The organism is Streptomyces sp. NPDC004788 (genome assembly GCF_053601115.1).
Window position 1 is genome coordinate 27,352 of sequence record NZ_JBSGBF010000028.1, and the last position, 16,533, is coordinate 43,884.

The 16,533-nt window shown below is 72.6% G+C and carries 8 protein-coding genes; 5 read left to right on the plus strand and 3 right to left on the minus strand.

From position 1 onward, the window contains the following. Positions 1 to 246: 246 nt before the first annotated feature. A complete protein-coding gene (locus tag ACWEJX_RS15215; protein WP_451607900.1) occupies positions 247 to 882 on the minus strand; it encodes a TetR/AcrR family transcriptional regulator in 636 nt (211 codons plus the stop codon). Between the two features lie 134 nt (positions 883 to 1,016). Here ACWEJX_RS15215 and ACWEJX_RS15220 point away from each other — a divergent pair, with 134 nt between their 5' ends. The 4 genes from ACWEJX_RS15220 to ACWEJX_RS15235 are packed head-to-tail and all read left to right on the plus strand — an operon-like array spanning position 1,017 to position 6,774. After that, entirely contained in the window at positions 1,017 to 2,171 is a 1,155-nt protein-coding gene (locus ACWEJX_RS15220; RefSeq protein WP_451607901.1) for a VOC family protein, read from the plus strand. Positions 2,172 to 2,198: 27 nt separating this feature from the next. Beyond that, on the plus strand, positions 2,199 to 3,188 hold the full coding sequence (locus ACWEJX_RS15225) for a fumarylacetoacetate hydrolase family protein (protein WP_451607902.1): 990 nt from the start codon (positions 2,199 to 2,201) through the stop codon (positions 3,186 to 3,188). After that, the gene (gene mhpA, locus ACWEJX_RS15230; RefSeq protein ID WP_451607903.1) at positions 3,185 to 4,804 is read left to right on the plus strand and encodes a bifunctional 3-(3-hydroxy-phenyl)propionate/3-hydroxycinnamic acid hydroxylase MhpA; all 1,620 of its coding nucleotides are present in this window, start codon (positions 3,185 to 3,187) and stop codon (positions 4,802 to 4,804) included. Before ACWEJX_RS15225 ends, mhpA begins: the two co-directional genes overlap by 4 nt. After that, positions 4,801 to 6,774 carry an acetoacetate--CoA ligase gene (locus ACWEJX_RS15235; protein ID WP_451607904.1) on the plus strand — a complete coding sequence of 658 codons (1,974 nt, stop codon included), beginning with the start codon at positions 4,801 to 4,803 and terminating at the stop codon, positions 6,772 to 6,774. The genes mhpA and ACWEJX_RS15235 overlap by 4 nt, the downstream gene beginning before the upstream one ends. A 57-nt stretch (positions 6,775 to 6,831) precedes the next feature. Here the strand turns inward: ACWEJX_RS15235 and ACWEJX_RS15240 are convergent, their stop codons facing one another. Then, the gene (locus ACWEJX_RS15240; protein WP_451607905.1) at positions 6,832 to 7,866 is read right to left on the minus strand and encodes an MASE1 domain-containing protein; all 1,035 of its coding nucleotides are present in this window, start codon (positions 7,864 to 7,866) and stop codon (positions 6,832 to 6,834) included. A gap of 162 nt (positions 7,867 to 8,028) precedes the next feature. Then, positions 8,029 to 8,871, minus strand: a complete 843-nt coding sequence (locus ACWEJX_RS15245; protein WP_451607906.1) for a PP2C family protein-serine/threonine phosphatase — start codon at positions 8,869 to 8,871, stop codon at positions 8,029 to 8,031. A 781-nt stretch (positions 8,872 to 9,652) separates the two neighbouring features. On the opposite strand from ACWEJX_RS15245, the gene ACWEJX_RS15250 reads away from it, so the two are divergent. Continuing rightward, positions 9,653 to 16,531 carry a SpvB/TcaC N-terminal domain-containing protein gene (locus ACWEJX_RS15250; RefSeq protein WP_451607907.1) on the plus strand — a complete coding sequence of 2,293 codons (6,879 nt, stop codon included), beginning with the start codon at positions 9,653 to 9,655 and terminating at the stop codon, positions 16,529 to 16,531. Positions 16,532 to 16,533 lie beyond the last annotated feature (2 nt).

Below are 16,533 nucleotides of genomic sequence, written 5' to 3' on the forward strand. Positions count from 1 at the left end.
GGGCCTTCGCCGACGCGCGCCCGAACGTCCGCCGCCTGGCGGTACGTGGGCGGGCCCGACCGACCGGGTCGCCGCTCGACACACCCGCCGGCCCGTCCCCACGCGGGCGCGGACCGTGTCCGTCGGCGTGTCCGTCCGTACGCGCCTGCGTCGACGCTATGCGACGACCGCCTCCCCCGCCTCCCGCGAGCCAGGCGTCCGGCCCTGACGGGTGTCCGGATCGGCCGCGCTCGGCGTGGTGGTCGGTCAGGCGAGGTCGGGGAGGGGGCGCCGGGCGACCTCGTGGGCGTCGTCCGGCGGGACGCCCAGCATGCGCAGGACCATCTCGGCGAGGTTCACCGCGGCGTCGTCGCCGTCCACATCGGGGCGGGCGAATCTCAGCTCCACCAGGGACAGCAGGGTTCCACCCACCGCGGACAGGGCCACTGTCGGATCGACGGCGGTGAAGCGGCCGGAGGCCATGCCCACCTCGACGTCCCGGCGGGCCCGCCGGGACAGGCCGTTGTCCGAGTGGATGTGACCCAGGCCCCGGCGGCGCAGCACCTGCATCAGCTCCGGGTGCGACTCGGCCATGCGGGCGCTGAGCCGGAAGCCCGTCGCGACGAGCTCCGCCGGGTCGTCGATGCCGGCCAGGCGCTCGTCGAAGGTCTGGCCGAACTCCTCCAGCGCGTCCTGCACCGCGGCCTCGAACAGCTCCGTCTTCGATTCGAAGTGGTTGTAGAACGAGCCGAAGCCGACGTCGGCGCGCTCGGCGATCACCTGGATGCTGACGCTGGTGTCCCCGGTCTCGGCGAGTATCTGGCGGGCCGCTCGGACGAGAGCGCCGCGGGTCTCGGCGCGACGCCGCTCGAATCGGTTGCTGGGCGGTGCTGACGTAGCCATGCCCCGATTCTAATCGCGGAGACGATGATCATCGCATTCCTGATGAATCCATCATTTCTGTCGCGGACACCTTGACGACAGAACCGTCACACTTGATGATTTCCTCATTACGGCGATGTTGCTTGGAGGGCACCATGTCCGAAACCCGCGTCAACACAGTCGGCGTCCCGGACGTCAGGACGGCCCATCAGGATCTCCACAGCGCGCAGGGCGCCCTGCGCGGCGAACATCCGGGGCGGTCCCGGAACCCCGTGATCAAGGTGGCCGACCTGGCCTGGCTGGAGTTCGAGAAGCCCGATCCGGACCGGGCCGAGGTCTTCGCCCGGGACTTCGGCTTCGGTATCGCCGCCCGGAGCGAGGGCGAGCTGTGGCTGCGGGGCACCTTCGCCGGCCCGCCGTGCATGGTGATCCGGCGCGGCCGGACCTCCCGTTTCATCGGCCCGGCGTTCCGCGCCGCCGAGCGGGCCGACCTGGACCGGCTGGCCCGCGCCACGGGTACGTCCGTACGGGACGCGGACGTGCCCGGCGGCGGCAAGGTGGTCGACCTGCTCGACCCCTCCGGCTTCCCGGTCCGGGTCGTGCACTGCGGGGAGGAACTGCCGGCGCTGCCCGAGCAGCAGCCGCTTCTGCCCAACTTCGGCACCGACCACCGTCGCACGAACGTCCCCCAGCGCCCGCCGCGTGAACCCTCCCGCATCCAGCGTCTGGGGCATGTGGTCCTGGAGACACGGGTGTTCGGGCGCGCCCTCGACTGGTACCTGGACACCCTCGGGATGATCGTGTCCGACTTCCTGTTCCTGGACGGCCAGCGCGGCCGTGGCCCGACGATGGCGTTCATCCGCTGTGACCAGGGCAGCCGGGCCGTCGATCACCACACGCTGGCCATGCACCTGGGCCCGGGCAACGGCTACGTCCACTCCGCCTACCAGGTGACCGACCTCGACTCGATCGCCGCAGGCGGCGAGTACCTGGCCGAGCGCGGCTACCAGCGCAGCTGGGGCATCGGCCGGCACATCCAGGGCAGCCAGCTCTTCGACTACTGGCGCGACCCCGACCGCTTCATGCTGGAGCACTTCGCCGACGGTGACCTGTTCTCCTGCGACCTGGAGCCCGGCTGGGCACCCATGTCGACCACCGGCCTCGCCCAGTGGGGACCTCCAGCCACCCGTGACTTCCTCGGCGCGAGTCCCTCCCCGCGGCGGGTCCGTGACGTCATCGAAGCCCTGCGAGGCGACAACGAGATGGACCCGGCACGCCTGCTGGGTCTGCTCAAAGCCGCCACGTCCTGAACCCCGACCCCTCACGAAGGTACCGACATGAGCACCAATGTCCTGCGCACCGCCGACGGATGGTGGGTCCTCCGCGGCGACCGGGCCGTCCCGGTCGACACCAAGGCCGCCACCACCGCCGAACTGATCGCCGACCGGGCGGCCGTGCGCGAGGCCGCCCTCTCCGGGGAGGCGGGCACGCCCGTCGCCGACCTGGTCGTCCTCTCGCCGGTCACCACTCCCTGCCGAGTGGTCGCCCAGATGGTCAACTACCGTAGCCACGCCCGCGACTCGGGCTTCACCGGCGACATCCCGCCCGCCTTCTTCCGCAAGGCGTCCGGGTCGGTGAGCGGCCCGGGCGAGGCGATCGTCCGGCCGTCGCACGTGAAGTTCCTCGACTACGAGATCGAGCTCGGGCTCGTCATGGGCGCACCCCTGCCCGTCGGCACCGTGGTCGAAGAACGTGACCTGCCGTCGTACGTCGCCGGGCTCGTCGTCACCAACGACGTCAGCGCACGCGACGTCCAGCTGACCAAGACGCAGTTCTACGAGAGCAAGTCGTACCCGACCTTCACACCGACCGGGCCCTTCCTGGCGCTGTTGGAGCCCGAGGACTTCGCCCATCTCCTCGATCTGCGGCTGAAGCTGTCGGTCAACGGCGAGCTGCGCCAGGACCGCACCCTCGCCGACATGATCGTCCGCCCGGCACAGGCGCTGACCCTGCTGGCCCGCTTCCAGACCCTCGACCCCGGCGACCTGCTGCTCACCGGGACCCCCGGCGGCACGGCCCTCAAGGCCCCGCCCAAGGCGGTCGAGAAGATCGGCGCGCTGCTGCCGCCCGCCGTGAAGTGGAAGGCGTTCTTCAAGAGCCAGGCCCGTAACCCGCACTACCTGCACACGGGTGACGTGATCACGGCGACGATCTCGACCGCGGACGGGCGGATCGACCTCGGCGAGCAGCGCACGCCTGTCACGGACGCCGGGGGTACCCCCTGCTCGAAGAGCTTGGGGGAAGGACCCGAGGTGAGCCGCACATGACCGCCGAAAAGGCCGGACCCCGGGACACCGCACCCGGTCCCGCACCGACAGAGCCCGCACCCGTCGTGATCATCGGCGCCGGTCCGGTGGGCGTGACCGCCGCCCTCCTCCTCGCCCGGCGCGGTATCCGCACCGTCATCCTGGAACGCCACCAGGACGTGTACCCGCTCCCGCGCGCCGTCGCCACCGACGACGAGGTGCGCCGCATCCTCCAGGCCGCGGGCGTGGGCGAGGAGTTCGCCGAGATCGCCCGCCCCGCGAACGGACTTCGGCTGCTGGACGCCCGGCACCGGGTCATGGCCGAGTTCCGGCGCTCCGAGCACGGCCATCACGGCTACCCGCAGACCAGCATGTTCGACCAGCCCGAGCTGGAGCGACTGCTGCGCGACGCCCTCGCCCAGCGCCCGGAGTGCGAACTGCGGGGCGGTGTCGAGGTCACCGGCGTCGGCCCGGACCCGGCCGGCCCCGTGCGCGTGACCTACCGCGACGACGACGGTGAGCATCATCTGTGGGCCGAGGCGGTCCTCGGCTGCGACGGCGCGGGCAGCCTCACCCGTGCCGCCATCGGCGCCGCATGGGAGGACCTGCGCTTCGAGGAACGCTGGACCGTCATCGACGTCCGCACGCAGGCCGACGTCCGCTGCTGGGAAGGCGTCGACCAGGTCTGCGACCCGCACCGGCCGGCGACGTTCATGCGCGTCGGTGAGGACCGCTACCGCTGGGAGTTCCGGCTGCACGAAGGGCGGCAACCGGTTCGCGAACTGATCACCCCGTGGCTTTCGCCCTCGTACGACGGGGACTTCGACGTCGTACGGGAGACGCAGTACACCTTCCGGGCGCGGGTGGCCGACCGGTGGCGCAGCGGACGGGTCTTCCTCCTCGGTGACGCCGCCCACCTCACCCCGCCGTTCATCGGGCAGGGACTGTGCTCGGGCCTGCGTGATGCCTACAACCTCACCTGGAAGCTGGCCCGCGTCCTCGGCCAGGGCGGCGACGAGCGTCTCCTTGACACGTACGAGAGCGAGCGCAAGCCGCACGCACGGCATGCGATCCGGCTCGCGGTCGCCATGGGCTGGGCCATGACCGGCGGCCAGGACTCCGCCGCCGCACTGCGCCGTCGTGTCCTGGCCGCGGCCTGCCGCATACCCGGCCTCACCGCGGCGGCGGGCCGCGATTTCAGCCCGCCCCTGACCGCCGGGCCCCTCGTCCGGCGCCGTATGCGCAGGAGCCTCGTGGGCACCCACTGCCCCCAACCGTGGGTGGTGGGACTCGACGGCCGGCGCAGCCGCCTCGACGACCTGCTCGGCGACAGCTTCACCGTCCTGACCGCCGCCGAACCCTGGCCCTCGCTGTGCGCCCTCGCCCACGGGCTCGGCGTCCGGGCGATCCCCGTGACCGACCTCCGTGACGACGGCACGCTCACCGCCTGGCTGCGCGCCGGCCGGGCGGACGCCGTCCTGCTGCGCCCCGACCGCGTCGTCATGGACGTCGTCCCGGCCGGGAGGCACGACTTCACGGACACCGCCGCCTGGGCGTCTCTCCTGCACACCACGCGCATCCCCGACCCTTCCCCACGGACCGTGGAGAACAGCCTGCTGAGGAGCGTCACACGATGACCAGGCCGCGCCCGGAACCCTTCACCACGCCCGATCCGCAGGCCGTCGCCGACAGCCGCATCATGGACTTCGCCCGCCACGCCGGCGTGGACGGCACCGACTACGCGACCCTGCACCGCTGGTCGGTCACCGACCTGGAAGGCTTCTGGGGCGCGGTGTGGGACTACTTCGACATCGACGCGGACACCCCGTACGAGCAGGTGCTCGCGGAGGAACGGATGCCGGGCGCCCGCTGGTTCCCCGGCGCCACCCTCAACTACACCCACCACGCCCTGCGCAACCTCACCGACGACACCGTGGCGATCATCGCCCTCGACGAGACCGGCTCCAGCCACGAGGTGACCGGCAACCGGCTGCGCGCCCAGGTCGCCTCCGTCGCCGCCACCCTGCGCGACCTGGGCGTCGGCACGGGGGATCGGGTCGTCGGCTACCTGCCCAACACACCGCACGCGATCGTCGCCTTCCTCGCCGCCGCGAGCCTGGGCGCCGTGTGGTCGGTCTGCGGGCAGGACTACGCCCCCAAGGCCGCCGCCGACCGCTTCGCCCAGCTCGAACCCACCGTCCTGATCTCCGCCGACGGCTACCTCTTCAACGGCACGACGCACGACCGCCGCGAGGCCACCCTCGAACTCGCCGGTGAGCTGCCGACGCTGAAGGCCGCGCTGCTGGTGGACCACGTGGGCCTGCCGTGGCCGGCACACGCGTACCCGTCACTCGTGGTGCCGTGGGAGGAAGCCTCCACCCGCACCGAGGAACTCACCTGCACACCGGTTCCGTTCGACCACCCCCTGTGGGTCGTGTTCTCCTCGGGCACCACCGGTCTGCCCAAGGGCATCGTCCACGGTCACGGCGGCGTCCTGCTGGAGCACCTGAAGACCCTCGGCCTGCACTCCGACCTCGGGCCCGGCGACCGCCTCCTGTGGTACACCACGACCCACTGGATGATGTGGAACCTGGTCGCCTCCACGCTGCTCACCGGCGCCACCACGTGCACCTACGACGGCAGCCCGGCACCCTTCGCCAAGCTCGACGTCCTGTGGGAGCTGGCCGCGCGCCACCGGGTGACCGTCTTCGGCACCAGCCCCCAGTACCTGCTGGGCATGGCCAAGTACGGCATCGACCCCTCGGCGCACGACCTGTCGTCGGTCCGCGTGGTCGGCTGCACCGGCTCCGCACTGCCGGCCTCCGCCTACCCCTGGGTCCGCCACCACGTCGGCGACCACGTCCTGCTCGCGTCCACCAGCGGCGGCACGGACGTCGTCTCCGGCTTCGCCGGCAGCGCCCCCAACACACCGGTCTGGGCGGGAGAGCTCTCGGCGCCCCACCTGGGCGTGGCCCTGGCCGCGTACGACGCCGAGGGCGTCCCGATCGTGGACCAGGTCGGGGAGCTGGTCGTCACCCGCCCGATGCCGTCCATGCCGCTGTACTTCTGGAACGACCCCGACGGCACCCGCTACCGCGACGCCTACTTCTCCTCCCACCCCGGCGTCTGGCGGCACGGCGACTGGATCACGGTCACCGGACACGGCTCCGTGATCGTCCACGGCCGCTCCGACAGCACCCTGAACCGCAACGGCGTACGCCTGGGCAGCGCCGACATCCACGACGTCGTCGAACGCCTCCCCGAGATCACCGAGGCCCTCGTCATCGGCGCGGAAGAACCCGAGGGCGGCTACTGGATGCCCCTGTTCGTGGTCCTCGCCGCCGACGCGACCCTGGACGACCCGCTCCGCGAGAAGATCAAGGAGGCGATCCGGACGGGTGCCTCACCCCGCCACGTCCCCGACGAGATCCTCGAAGTCCCCGGCATCCCGCACACCCGCACCGGCAAGAAACTCGAAGTCCCCGTCAAGCGCCTCCTCCAGGGCGCCCCGGTCGAGCAGGTCGTCAACCCGGCAGCCGTGGACGCCCCCGACCTCATCGACTACTTCGCCCGCCTGGGCGCCGAACGCCGGGACCGGTCGACATGACAGCCGCGTAGATCACCCTCGTCGTCCGTTGAGCGGATCCGTCGCGGACGCGGAGGGTCACGGATCTCGGTGTCCGCCGGGTGGGGCTGCCCGGCTCTCGGGGGGCTCGGGCGGGGGCCCGGCGGGGGGATCCGGCGAGGGCTCGCCCGCCGCGAGGTGCTCCAGGACCTCCGCCAGTTCCTCGCAGGCGCGGCGCACCGAACGGCGGGTCGCACGCTGCTCGGTGATGACGGAGGCGAGGAGCAGGGCGGTCAGGGCGGCGGAACCGTTGAACGTCTGGAGCTTGACCATGATCTCGACGTCCGACAGGTGGAAGAACGCGCCGCGGTCGGAGGTCGCCGCGATGGTGGCGAACACGGACGCGAAGAGCGCGCACAGCACGCTGCCGGCGAGCTGGAAGCGGAGCGCTGCCCAGACCAGCAGGGGGAAGACGAGGAAGAGCAGGCCCATCGGGCTGAGCACGGCCAGGGGGACGAGAGCCAGGGTCGTCAGCCCCAGAAAGGCCGCCTCCTTCCAGCGCCGTACCCGGAACCGTCCGGCCGGCCCCGCGAGTACGAGCAGGAGCGGAGCGACGAGCAGCACCCCCATCGTGTCGCCCGCCCACCAGGCCAGCCACACGGTCCAGAACTCGCTCCCGTCCAGGGAGCCTGTCACCACCTGCAGCCCGACCCCCGCCGTCGCGCTGATCAGCATGGCGCCGAACCCGCCGAGGAAGACCAGCGAGAGTCCGTCCCGCAGCCGCGCCATGTCGAGCCGGAAGCCGACCCGTCTGAGCAGCAGGAAGGCGCAGAGCGGCGCGACGGTGTTGCTCACCACGGTGACCACCGTGGTCGGCCCTGGGGTGGTGAGGGAGGCAATGACGAGGAAGGAGCCGAGGGCGATCCCGGGCCAGACCCGCGCGCCGAACAGCAGCAGGGCGGCTACGGCGACGCCGGTGGGTGGCCAGATGGGGGTGGCCACCACGCCTTCGACGACGAGGCGGCCCAGCAGGCCGAGCCGTCCGGCCGCGTAGTAGCCGACCGCCACGGCCAGCGAAATCAGCGCCGTCTCGGTAAAGGGCCGGAACTGCCGAATATCCAACACGCCAGCCATCAGACACCGGCCGGGCCGCCAGGACCGGGCAAGACCCCTGCGTGTCGGGCGCCGCCGTACGGCACGAGTCCCGATCGGCTGGAGTACGGACCGGCTGGTGGACTCCGGACCGGCCCGAGGACTGGCCCGACCCGGGGCGGGCCGACCCGGGGCGAGCCCCCTTCACCCCTCGACCGTCGACCGGGCCGGACCGCCGTCATGGCCGACGACCAGGACGGCCGCGTCGTCCTCGTGCCCCACCGTGGCCGCCAGCTTCATGACGGCGGTGGCGAGCGCCTCGACGTCCAGCCCGGCGACGGCGGTGATCCCGGCGAGCCGCGTCACCCGGTCCAGACCCTCGTCGACGTGGAGCGAGGGCCCCTCCACCACCCCGTCGGTCAGGAGGACGAAGACACCGTCGGACGTGAGCCGGTGGCGCGTGGCCGGGTAGTCGACGTCGCGGAGCACACCGAGCGGAGGCCCGCCCTCGCAGTCGTCGATGCCGGAGCGGCCGTCGGTGGTGGCCCAGATGTGGGGGATGTGACCGGCCCGGGCGCACTCCAGGGTGCCGGCAGCGGGGTCGAGCCGCAGGAAGGTGCAGGTGGCGAAGAGGTCGGCGCCCAGAGAGATCAGCAGGTCGTTGGTGCGACCCAGCAGCTCTCCGGGGTCTCCGGTGACGGAGGCCAGCGCGCGCAGTGCCACGCGGACCTGTCCCATGAAGGCGGCGGCCTCGATGTTGTGCCCCTGCACGTCACCGATGGACATGCCGATCCGCCCGCCGGGCAGGGAGAAGGCGTCGTACCAGTCACCGCCGACGTTGAGCCCGTGGTTGGCGGGCTCATAGCGGACGGCCAGCCGGGCGCCCGGAATACTGGGCAGGTCCGAGGGCAGCATGCCGCGCTGCAGGGCCACGGCGAGCTCGACACGGGAACGCTGCGTCTCGGCCAACTCCCGAGCCTTGGCGGTCAGCGACGCGAGCCGGACCAGAAGGTCCTCGCTGTTGTCGGCCGGCCGTCTGCGGAACATCGATCACTCCGACGTCACGACAGTCCTCGCATCACTCTGTCCCGTCTCCCGCACACGGGACCACAGGGGACCACCTCGGTACGAACAGGTCCTTCCCCACTCTGCCCGGAGGGCACGACGCCCGCATCTCATCGACCCCGCACCCCGGCCCGAAGGCGCCGCCAGGAGATCCGGGCCCGGATCCGGGCGCCCCGCCTCTTTTGCATCGTGCTACCACGCCTGTGAGGGTGGCCGCCTGGCCACCTGGTGCAGACCTGGGGTGCTAGAAGAACCCCAGCTTCTTGGGGGAGTAACTCTGAAGGATGTTCTTCGTCTGCTGGTGGTGTATGCCTCGCATGTCCGCTTACCTGCGGAAACGGCCACCGTTCGACGGCGACGCAGACAATTGGTCCGCGCACGGTCCGGATCTTGGTCGGCACTGAGCGGGCCACTGACCAGTGGCCCGTGTCACGGCGAGCCAGGGCACGAACGAGGGAAGTCTGACGGGGCTTCAGGGAGCGTTCCTCGATCAGATGTGCCACGACAGAGAGTGGCGCGACGGCTTGACCACCAAGCGGGCGGCCAACCGGCTGGAGAACTTCCACGCTCCCACGACCCGGCACGAGGAGCACGGGTCCACTGGGGGACGGTTCCCACGTTCAGGGGATATGCCCAGGCCACCGCGCCCACCAGGATGGAGAGCGTGCCCGCCGACCCCCGTGTCCCCGGTCCTTCTGCCACCCCCACGCCCACCACCACCCCGACCCTCTCCCTCCCCAAAGCCGGCGGCGCGATTCGCGGCATGGGGGAGAAGTTCGGCGCCTCCTCGGTGACCGGCACGGCCTCGCTCTCGGTGCCGCTCGCGCTCACCGCCGCCCGCGGAGGCATCGAGCCAAAGCTGACGCTGTCGTACGACTCCGGATCCGGCAACGGGCCCTTCGGGCTCGGCTGGTCGCTCGACGTGGCCTCCGTCTCCCGCACCACCGAGAAGGGACTGCCGCGCTACCTCGACGACAGCGACGTCTTTCAGCTGTCCGGCGCCGAGGACCTGGTCCCCGCCGTCTCTCCGCCGCCCCGCACGGACGGGCCGTACGAGATCACCTGCTACCGGCCGCGCACCGAGGGGCTGTTCGCGCGGATCGAGCGGTGGCGGGAACGGCGTACCGGCGACGCCCACTGGCGTACCACCTCACGGGACAACGTCACCAGCGTCTTCGGTCAGGACCCGGCCGCCCGCGTCGCCGACCCGGCCGCTCCCTCCCGTGTGTTCCGCTGGCTCCTGGAGGAGACCGCCGACGACCGCGGCAACCTGGTCCGGTACACCTACAAGGCCGAGGACGGGCCCGTCACCGCTGAGCGGCTGCTCAAGCGGATCCAGTACGGCAACACCCCCGGATCGGACGACCGCTTCTGCTTCGAGGTGGTTTTCGACTACGGCGAGCACGACGACACCGACCCCACCCCCGAGGAGGTCCGGCCCTGGGCCGACCGGGCCGACCCCTTCTCCACCCGCAGGCCCGGCTTCGAAGTGCGCACCGCCCGCCTCTGCCGCCGTGTGCTGCTCTTCCACCACATTCCCGAACTCGGCCCGGACCCCGTCCTCGTCAGCTCCACCCGGCTCGCCCACCACGAGGACCCCGCCGTCACCACACTGACCTCGGTCACCCACCGCGGGCACGCCCCCGCCTCCGACGGGCCGGACACCGCCGAACTGCCCCCGCTGACCTTCACGTACACCGAACGCGCCGTCACCTCCGAGACGCGTCCGCTGCGCGCGGCCCCCGGCGATCCGCCCCCGGCCATGGGGCCCGGCGCCCGATGGACGGACCTCGACGGCGACGGCATCGCCGGGCTCCTCACCGAGACGGACGGCGCCTGGCACTACCGTGCCAACCGGGGCGACGGGCTGCTCGCAGCCCCGGTCCCGGTCGACCCGCTGCCCTCCGGCGGGGGACTGGCCCGCGGCCGCCGGCTGCTCGACCTGGCCGGGGACGGCCGGCTCTCGCTCGCCGAACTCGCCGGCCCCGCCCCCGGCCACCACCGCCGCACCGACGACCGGGGCTGGGCCCCCTTCGCGCCCTTCTCCCGGCTCCCCGCCCTGGACTGGAACGCCCCCGGAGTCCACCTGGTCGACCTGACCGGCGACGGGCTCGCCGACGTCCTGCTCGACGGAGACGAGGGCTTCACCTGGCACCCCTCCCTCGGCACGGACGGCTTCGGCGACGGACTCACCGCCCCGGCCGCCCGCACCGAGGAACGCGGCCCCCGCCTCCTCCTCACCGACCCCGAACAGACCGTCCACCTCGCCGACATGACCGGCGACGGCCTCACCGACCTCGTCCGTGTCCGCAATGGCGAGATCGCCTACTGGCCCAGCCTCGGCCACGGCCGCTTCGGCCCCAAGGTGACCATGGCCGGCGCCCCCCGCTTCGACCACCCCGACCGCTTCGACCCGCGCCGCGTCCACCTCGCCGACGTGGACGGCTCCGCCCCCGCCGACCTCGTCTACGCGGGCCCGGACCGTGTCCGGGTCTGGTTCAACCAGGCCGGCAACTCCTGGAGTCAGCCGGAGACCCTGCACCTCGCGACGCCCGCCGCCACGTCGGTCGCCGTCACCGACCTGCTCGGCCACGGCACCGCCTGCCTCGTCCTCACCGAACCCCGCCCCGACACCGAACCCCAGGTCCGCTACGTCGACCTCATGGCCGACGGCAAACCCCATCTGCTGCGCACCGTCGCCAACGGCATGGGCCTGCAGACCGCACTGAGCTACGCGTCCTCCACCGCCCAGCGGCTCGCCGACGAGGCCGCCGGACGCCCCTGGCTCACCCGGCTCCCCTTCCCCGTCCAGGTCGTCACCGAGGTCCGCACCGAGGACCGGGTCGCGGGCACCGTCCAGGTCTCCACCTACCGCTACCGGCACGGCCACTACGACGGCACCGAACGCGAGTTCCGCGGCTTCGGATACGTCGAGCACCGCGACGCCCTGTCCTACCCGGACGGCGACGACCGCGCGTACGAACCGCCCGCCGTCACCCGCCGCTGGCAGCACACCGGCTGGACCGACCCCCGCCTCTCCACCCGCTTCGCCCACGAGTACTGGCACCCCGGCCCCCAGCCGTCCGACACCGGCCCACTCCTCCCCGACACCGTCCTGCCGCCCGGGCTCACCCCCGAAGAGGCCCGCCAGGCCGCCCGCGCCCTGCGCGGCCACCCGCTGCGCGAGGAGATCTTCGCCGAGGACCGCGACGGCTCCCTCGGCGTGCCGTACGCCGTCACCGAGACCAACCACCGGCTGCGGCTGCTCCAGCCGCAGGGGGAAGGACCCCACTGCGTGGTCCTGGCCGTACCCGGCGAAACCCTCACCGTGCACACCGAACGCCGGGCCGACGACCCGCGGACCACCCACGAGGTGACCCTGGACTTCGACGACTGGGGCACCGTGCGGCGCTCGGCCCGGATCGCCTACCCCCGGGCCGTCCCCGAGGGTCCCGAGCAGGCCCGGCTGTGGCTGACCGTCGACGAGCACCTGCCCGCCCACGACACCACGGCCGACGGCCCCTGGCGGATCGGAACCCCCGTCGAGGACCGCAGCTACGAGATCGGCCTCGGCGAACCGGGCACGCCGACCGGCCCGTTCACCGCCGAGGCCCTCGCGGACCTCCTCAAGGAGGCCGCCCGCGACGAGGTCCCGTACCACCAGCCCCTGTCCGGGGCACACCCGCAGCGCCGGCTGATCGCCCGCACCCGGTACACCTACTGCTCCGACGACCTGACCGAGGAGCTGCCGGCCCCCTCGACCGGACTGCGCGCCCTGCCCTGGGGCGTCTACCGGCAGGCGTACGCCGACGGGCAGGTTCAGGCGCTGTACGGGGACCGCGTCACCGACACCACCCTCGCCGAAGCCGGCTACGTACGAGACGAAGGACTCTGGTGGGCGCCCGCCCCGCGGCAGATCTTCGATCCGGACCGCAACTACCTGCCCGTCGCCCAGATCGACCCCTTCGGGGCTCGCTGGACCATCGGCTACGACCCCCACCTGCTGCACGCCACCGAACTCACCGACCCCGCCGGCAACCGCACCCGCGCCGACCTCAACTACCGGCTGTGCCGCCCCTGGCTGCTCACCGACGCCAACGGCAACCGCTTCGGGGTCCGCTTCGACCCCCTCGGCTTCGTCGTAGCCACCGCGGTCCTCGGCAAGCCCGACGGGACGGAAGGCGACCACCTCGACCTGACCCGGGCGGAACTCGCCCCCGGGGACGACCCCACCACCCGGCTCGACTACGCCCTGGACACCGTCCCCGCCCGCTTCCGCGAACGTGCCAGGGAACGCCACGGCGACCCCGGCACCCCCTACCGGGAGTCCTGGACCTACGCCGACGGCACCGGCCGCGTCGCCCTGGTCAAGGCGCGGGCCGAGGCCGTCTCCGGGCAACCCCGCTGGGTCGGCACCGGCCGCACCGTGTACGACTCCCGCGGCAACCCGGTCAAGAAGTACGAGCCGTACTTCGCCCCCGACCCCGGCTACGACACCGAGCCGGAGCTGGTCGAACGCGGAGTGACCCCCGTCGTCCACTACGACCCCCTGGGCAGGCCGGAGCGGACCGAGTACCCCGACGGCACCGAGGAACGGACGGTGATTGGGACCTGGGAGCGCACCGACTGGGACCGCAACGACGCCGTGCGCGGCAGCCGCTGGCAGCGCGAACGCCTCGCCCTGCCCGAGATCCACCCCCGGCACCGGGCCGCCGTCCTCGCCGACGCCCACGCGGACACCCCCACCCGCGTCCGGCTCGACGCCCTCGGCCGTCCCCGCGTCACCGTTGTCGACCTCGGCGGCGGGCAGACCCTCGTCACCACCGTCGAACTCGACGCCCAGGGCAACGAGACGGCGACCTTCGACGCCCGCGGCATCCGCGTCCGCGAACAGCGCTTCGACATGCTCGGCCGGCCCGCCCACGTCCGCACCGCGGGCGCGGGCGAACGCCGCACCCTGCTCGACGCGGCCGGCCGCCCGGCGTACGCCTGGGACGCCCGGGGCACCGCCTTCCGGCACCGCCACGACGGTCCCGGCCGCCCCACCCACGCCTACGCCACCGCACCCGGCGGCACCGAGCGGCTGCGCACCCGCTGGTTCTACGGCGAGTCCCTGCCCCGGCCCGAGGAGGTCAATCTGCGCGGCCGGGCCTGCCTGGTCCTCGACGGCGCCGGCGCCACCCGCACCACCGGGGCCGACTTCAAGGGCAACATCCTCCAGACCGTGCGCCGCTTCGCCCGCGATCCGCGCGGCGAACCCGACTGGTCGGCCCTGGCCGACCACACCGACCCGGAACAGGCCCTGCGGGTCGCCGCCGCGCTCCTGGAGGACGAGGAGCACACCACCCGCACCGCGTACGACGCCCTGAACCGGCCCACCCGGGTCACCCACCCCGACGGCAGCCGGCTGATCACCGCGTACAACGAGGCCGGCCTGCCCGAGACCCTGGAACTGGAACGCCCCGGCGAGGCACGCCGCTTCCTCGTCCGCGACATCGACTACGACGAACACGGCCGCCGCACCCTGCTCGAACGCGGCTGCGGAACCACCACCCTGACCACCTACGAGCCGGACACCTTCCGCCTGGCCACCGTGACCACCCGCGCCGCCGACGGCACACCGCTCCAGCTCCTGGAGTACACCTACGACCCAGTGGGGAACGTCACGGCCACCGCCGACCGGTCCCAGGACACCCTGTTCTTCGCCAACGCCGTGGTCCCCGCCTCCCGCGACTACGCCTACGACCCGGCGTACCGGCTGACCGCCGCCACCGGCCGCGAGCACATCGGCCAGACAGCCCCCGGCATGCCGCAGCCCGACGGGCCCCCGCCGTACCCGCTGCCCCACGTCAACGACGCCTCGGCGATGCGCCGCTACACCGAGCGCTACACCTACGACCCGGGCGGCAACCTGCTCGCCCTCGTCCACAGCGCGGGCCCCGACGGCAGCTGGACCCGGCGCCACGAGATCGCCGCCGACTCCGACCGGCTGCTCGGCTCCAGCCTCCCCGGCGACCCCGAGGGCACCCACTCGGCCCGCTACACCTACGACGAGGAGGGCTGCCTCACCTCCATGCCCCACCTGCCGGCACTCCGCTGGGACGCCGACGACCGGCTCGCCCGCGCCGAGCTGGGCGGCGGGGGCACCGCCCACTACCAGTACGACGAACACGGCCAACGGGTCCGCGCCACCGTCGAGAACGGCCCGCTGACCGAGACCCGGCTGTACTGCGGATCCTGGGAGCGGTACGTCAGGCAGGGCACCCCCGCCGGGACCCTGACCCGCACCACCGTGCGCGCCGAGGACGAGCACGGCCGGATCGCCCTCGCCGAGACCACCACCGGCGGCGGCACCGCGGACGGCACGGTCCTGCGCCACCAGCTCACCGATCTGCTCGGCAGCGCGACCGTCGAGATCGACCAGGACGGCGAACTGCTCTCGTACGAGGAGTACCACCCGTACGGCACGACCTCCTTCCGGTCCGCGGCCGGCGCGGCCCGGGTCGTCCTCAAGCGCTACCGCTACACCGGCCGGGAGACCGACGCCGAGACCGGCTTCAGCCACCATGGAGCCCGCCACTACGCCCCCTGGCTCGGCCGCTGGACGAGCCCCGACCCGGCGGGACCCGGCGCCGACGGGCCCAACCTCTACGCCTACGCCCGGGGCAACCCGGTCACCCTGCACGACCCCGACGGCCTGGAGTCGTCGCTGCCGGCCTCCACCCACGAGGGCGTGCTCACCGGGAAGGTGGCGCAGCTCTGGGAGGAGTCCGTCCAGCACGTGCTGTCCGCCCGCTACGGAGGCAAGGACCTCAAGACGAACCTCCAGCGCTTCCGGGACGAGGTGGAGTGGCTCACGGAGATGCGCGGCGGCCCGGGCTCCAACAAGGCCAAGGGCACGGCGATCAACCACGCCCGCTCGATCTTCTCGGCGGTCGGGCAACGCTTCAGGTACGTGACGGGCATGGAGAGGGGCATCGAGATCCATCACATGTTCGACCACCTCGCGAAGGCGCCGGACAAGGCCCTCGACGTCGCCAACCTGGCGCTGGCCCGGGGCAAGGCGGCCGTATCCAGCGCGACGCACGGGATCCTGCACACGGCCGAGGAACTGGCCGCCCAAGGCGTCGCCAACCCCGTGGACGCGGCCGCCCGGGCCGCTGGCAAGGACGGTCTCTACGGCGCCGGGCGCGGCACGATCAAACTGGGCGTACGGGGACAGCCCGCGGCCCGGGCGGCCGAGGCCGCCAGGGGCTTCCGCGCGGCCGCTGCCTCCTGGTTCAAGGGAGCCGCGAAGACCGGAGAGGCCGCCCTGACCCAGGCCGCCACAGCCGCGTCCGGCGCCGCGAAGGCCGCGCCGGAGGCCGCCTCCCTGGCCAAGAACGTCAAGGGTGCCGTGAAGATCGCCCCGCTCATCGGCGCCGGTATCGCCCTCGTCGGCGCGGGCGCTGACCTCAAGAAGGGCGAATACATGCATGCCGCCGTCAACCTGATCAGCGCCGCACCAGGCGTCGGCACCGTCGTCTCCGTCGTCGACCTCGCGGTCGACAAGCTCGTCGACCACGTGGGCATCCCGCTCCTGGCGAAGTCCGAGGGCTTCCGCAACCACGTGATCGCCGTCAACAAGTTCTTCGGATGGTGAGG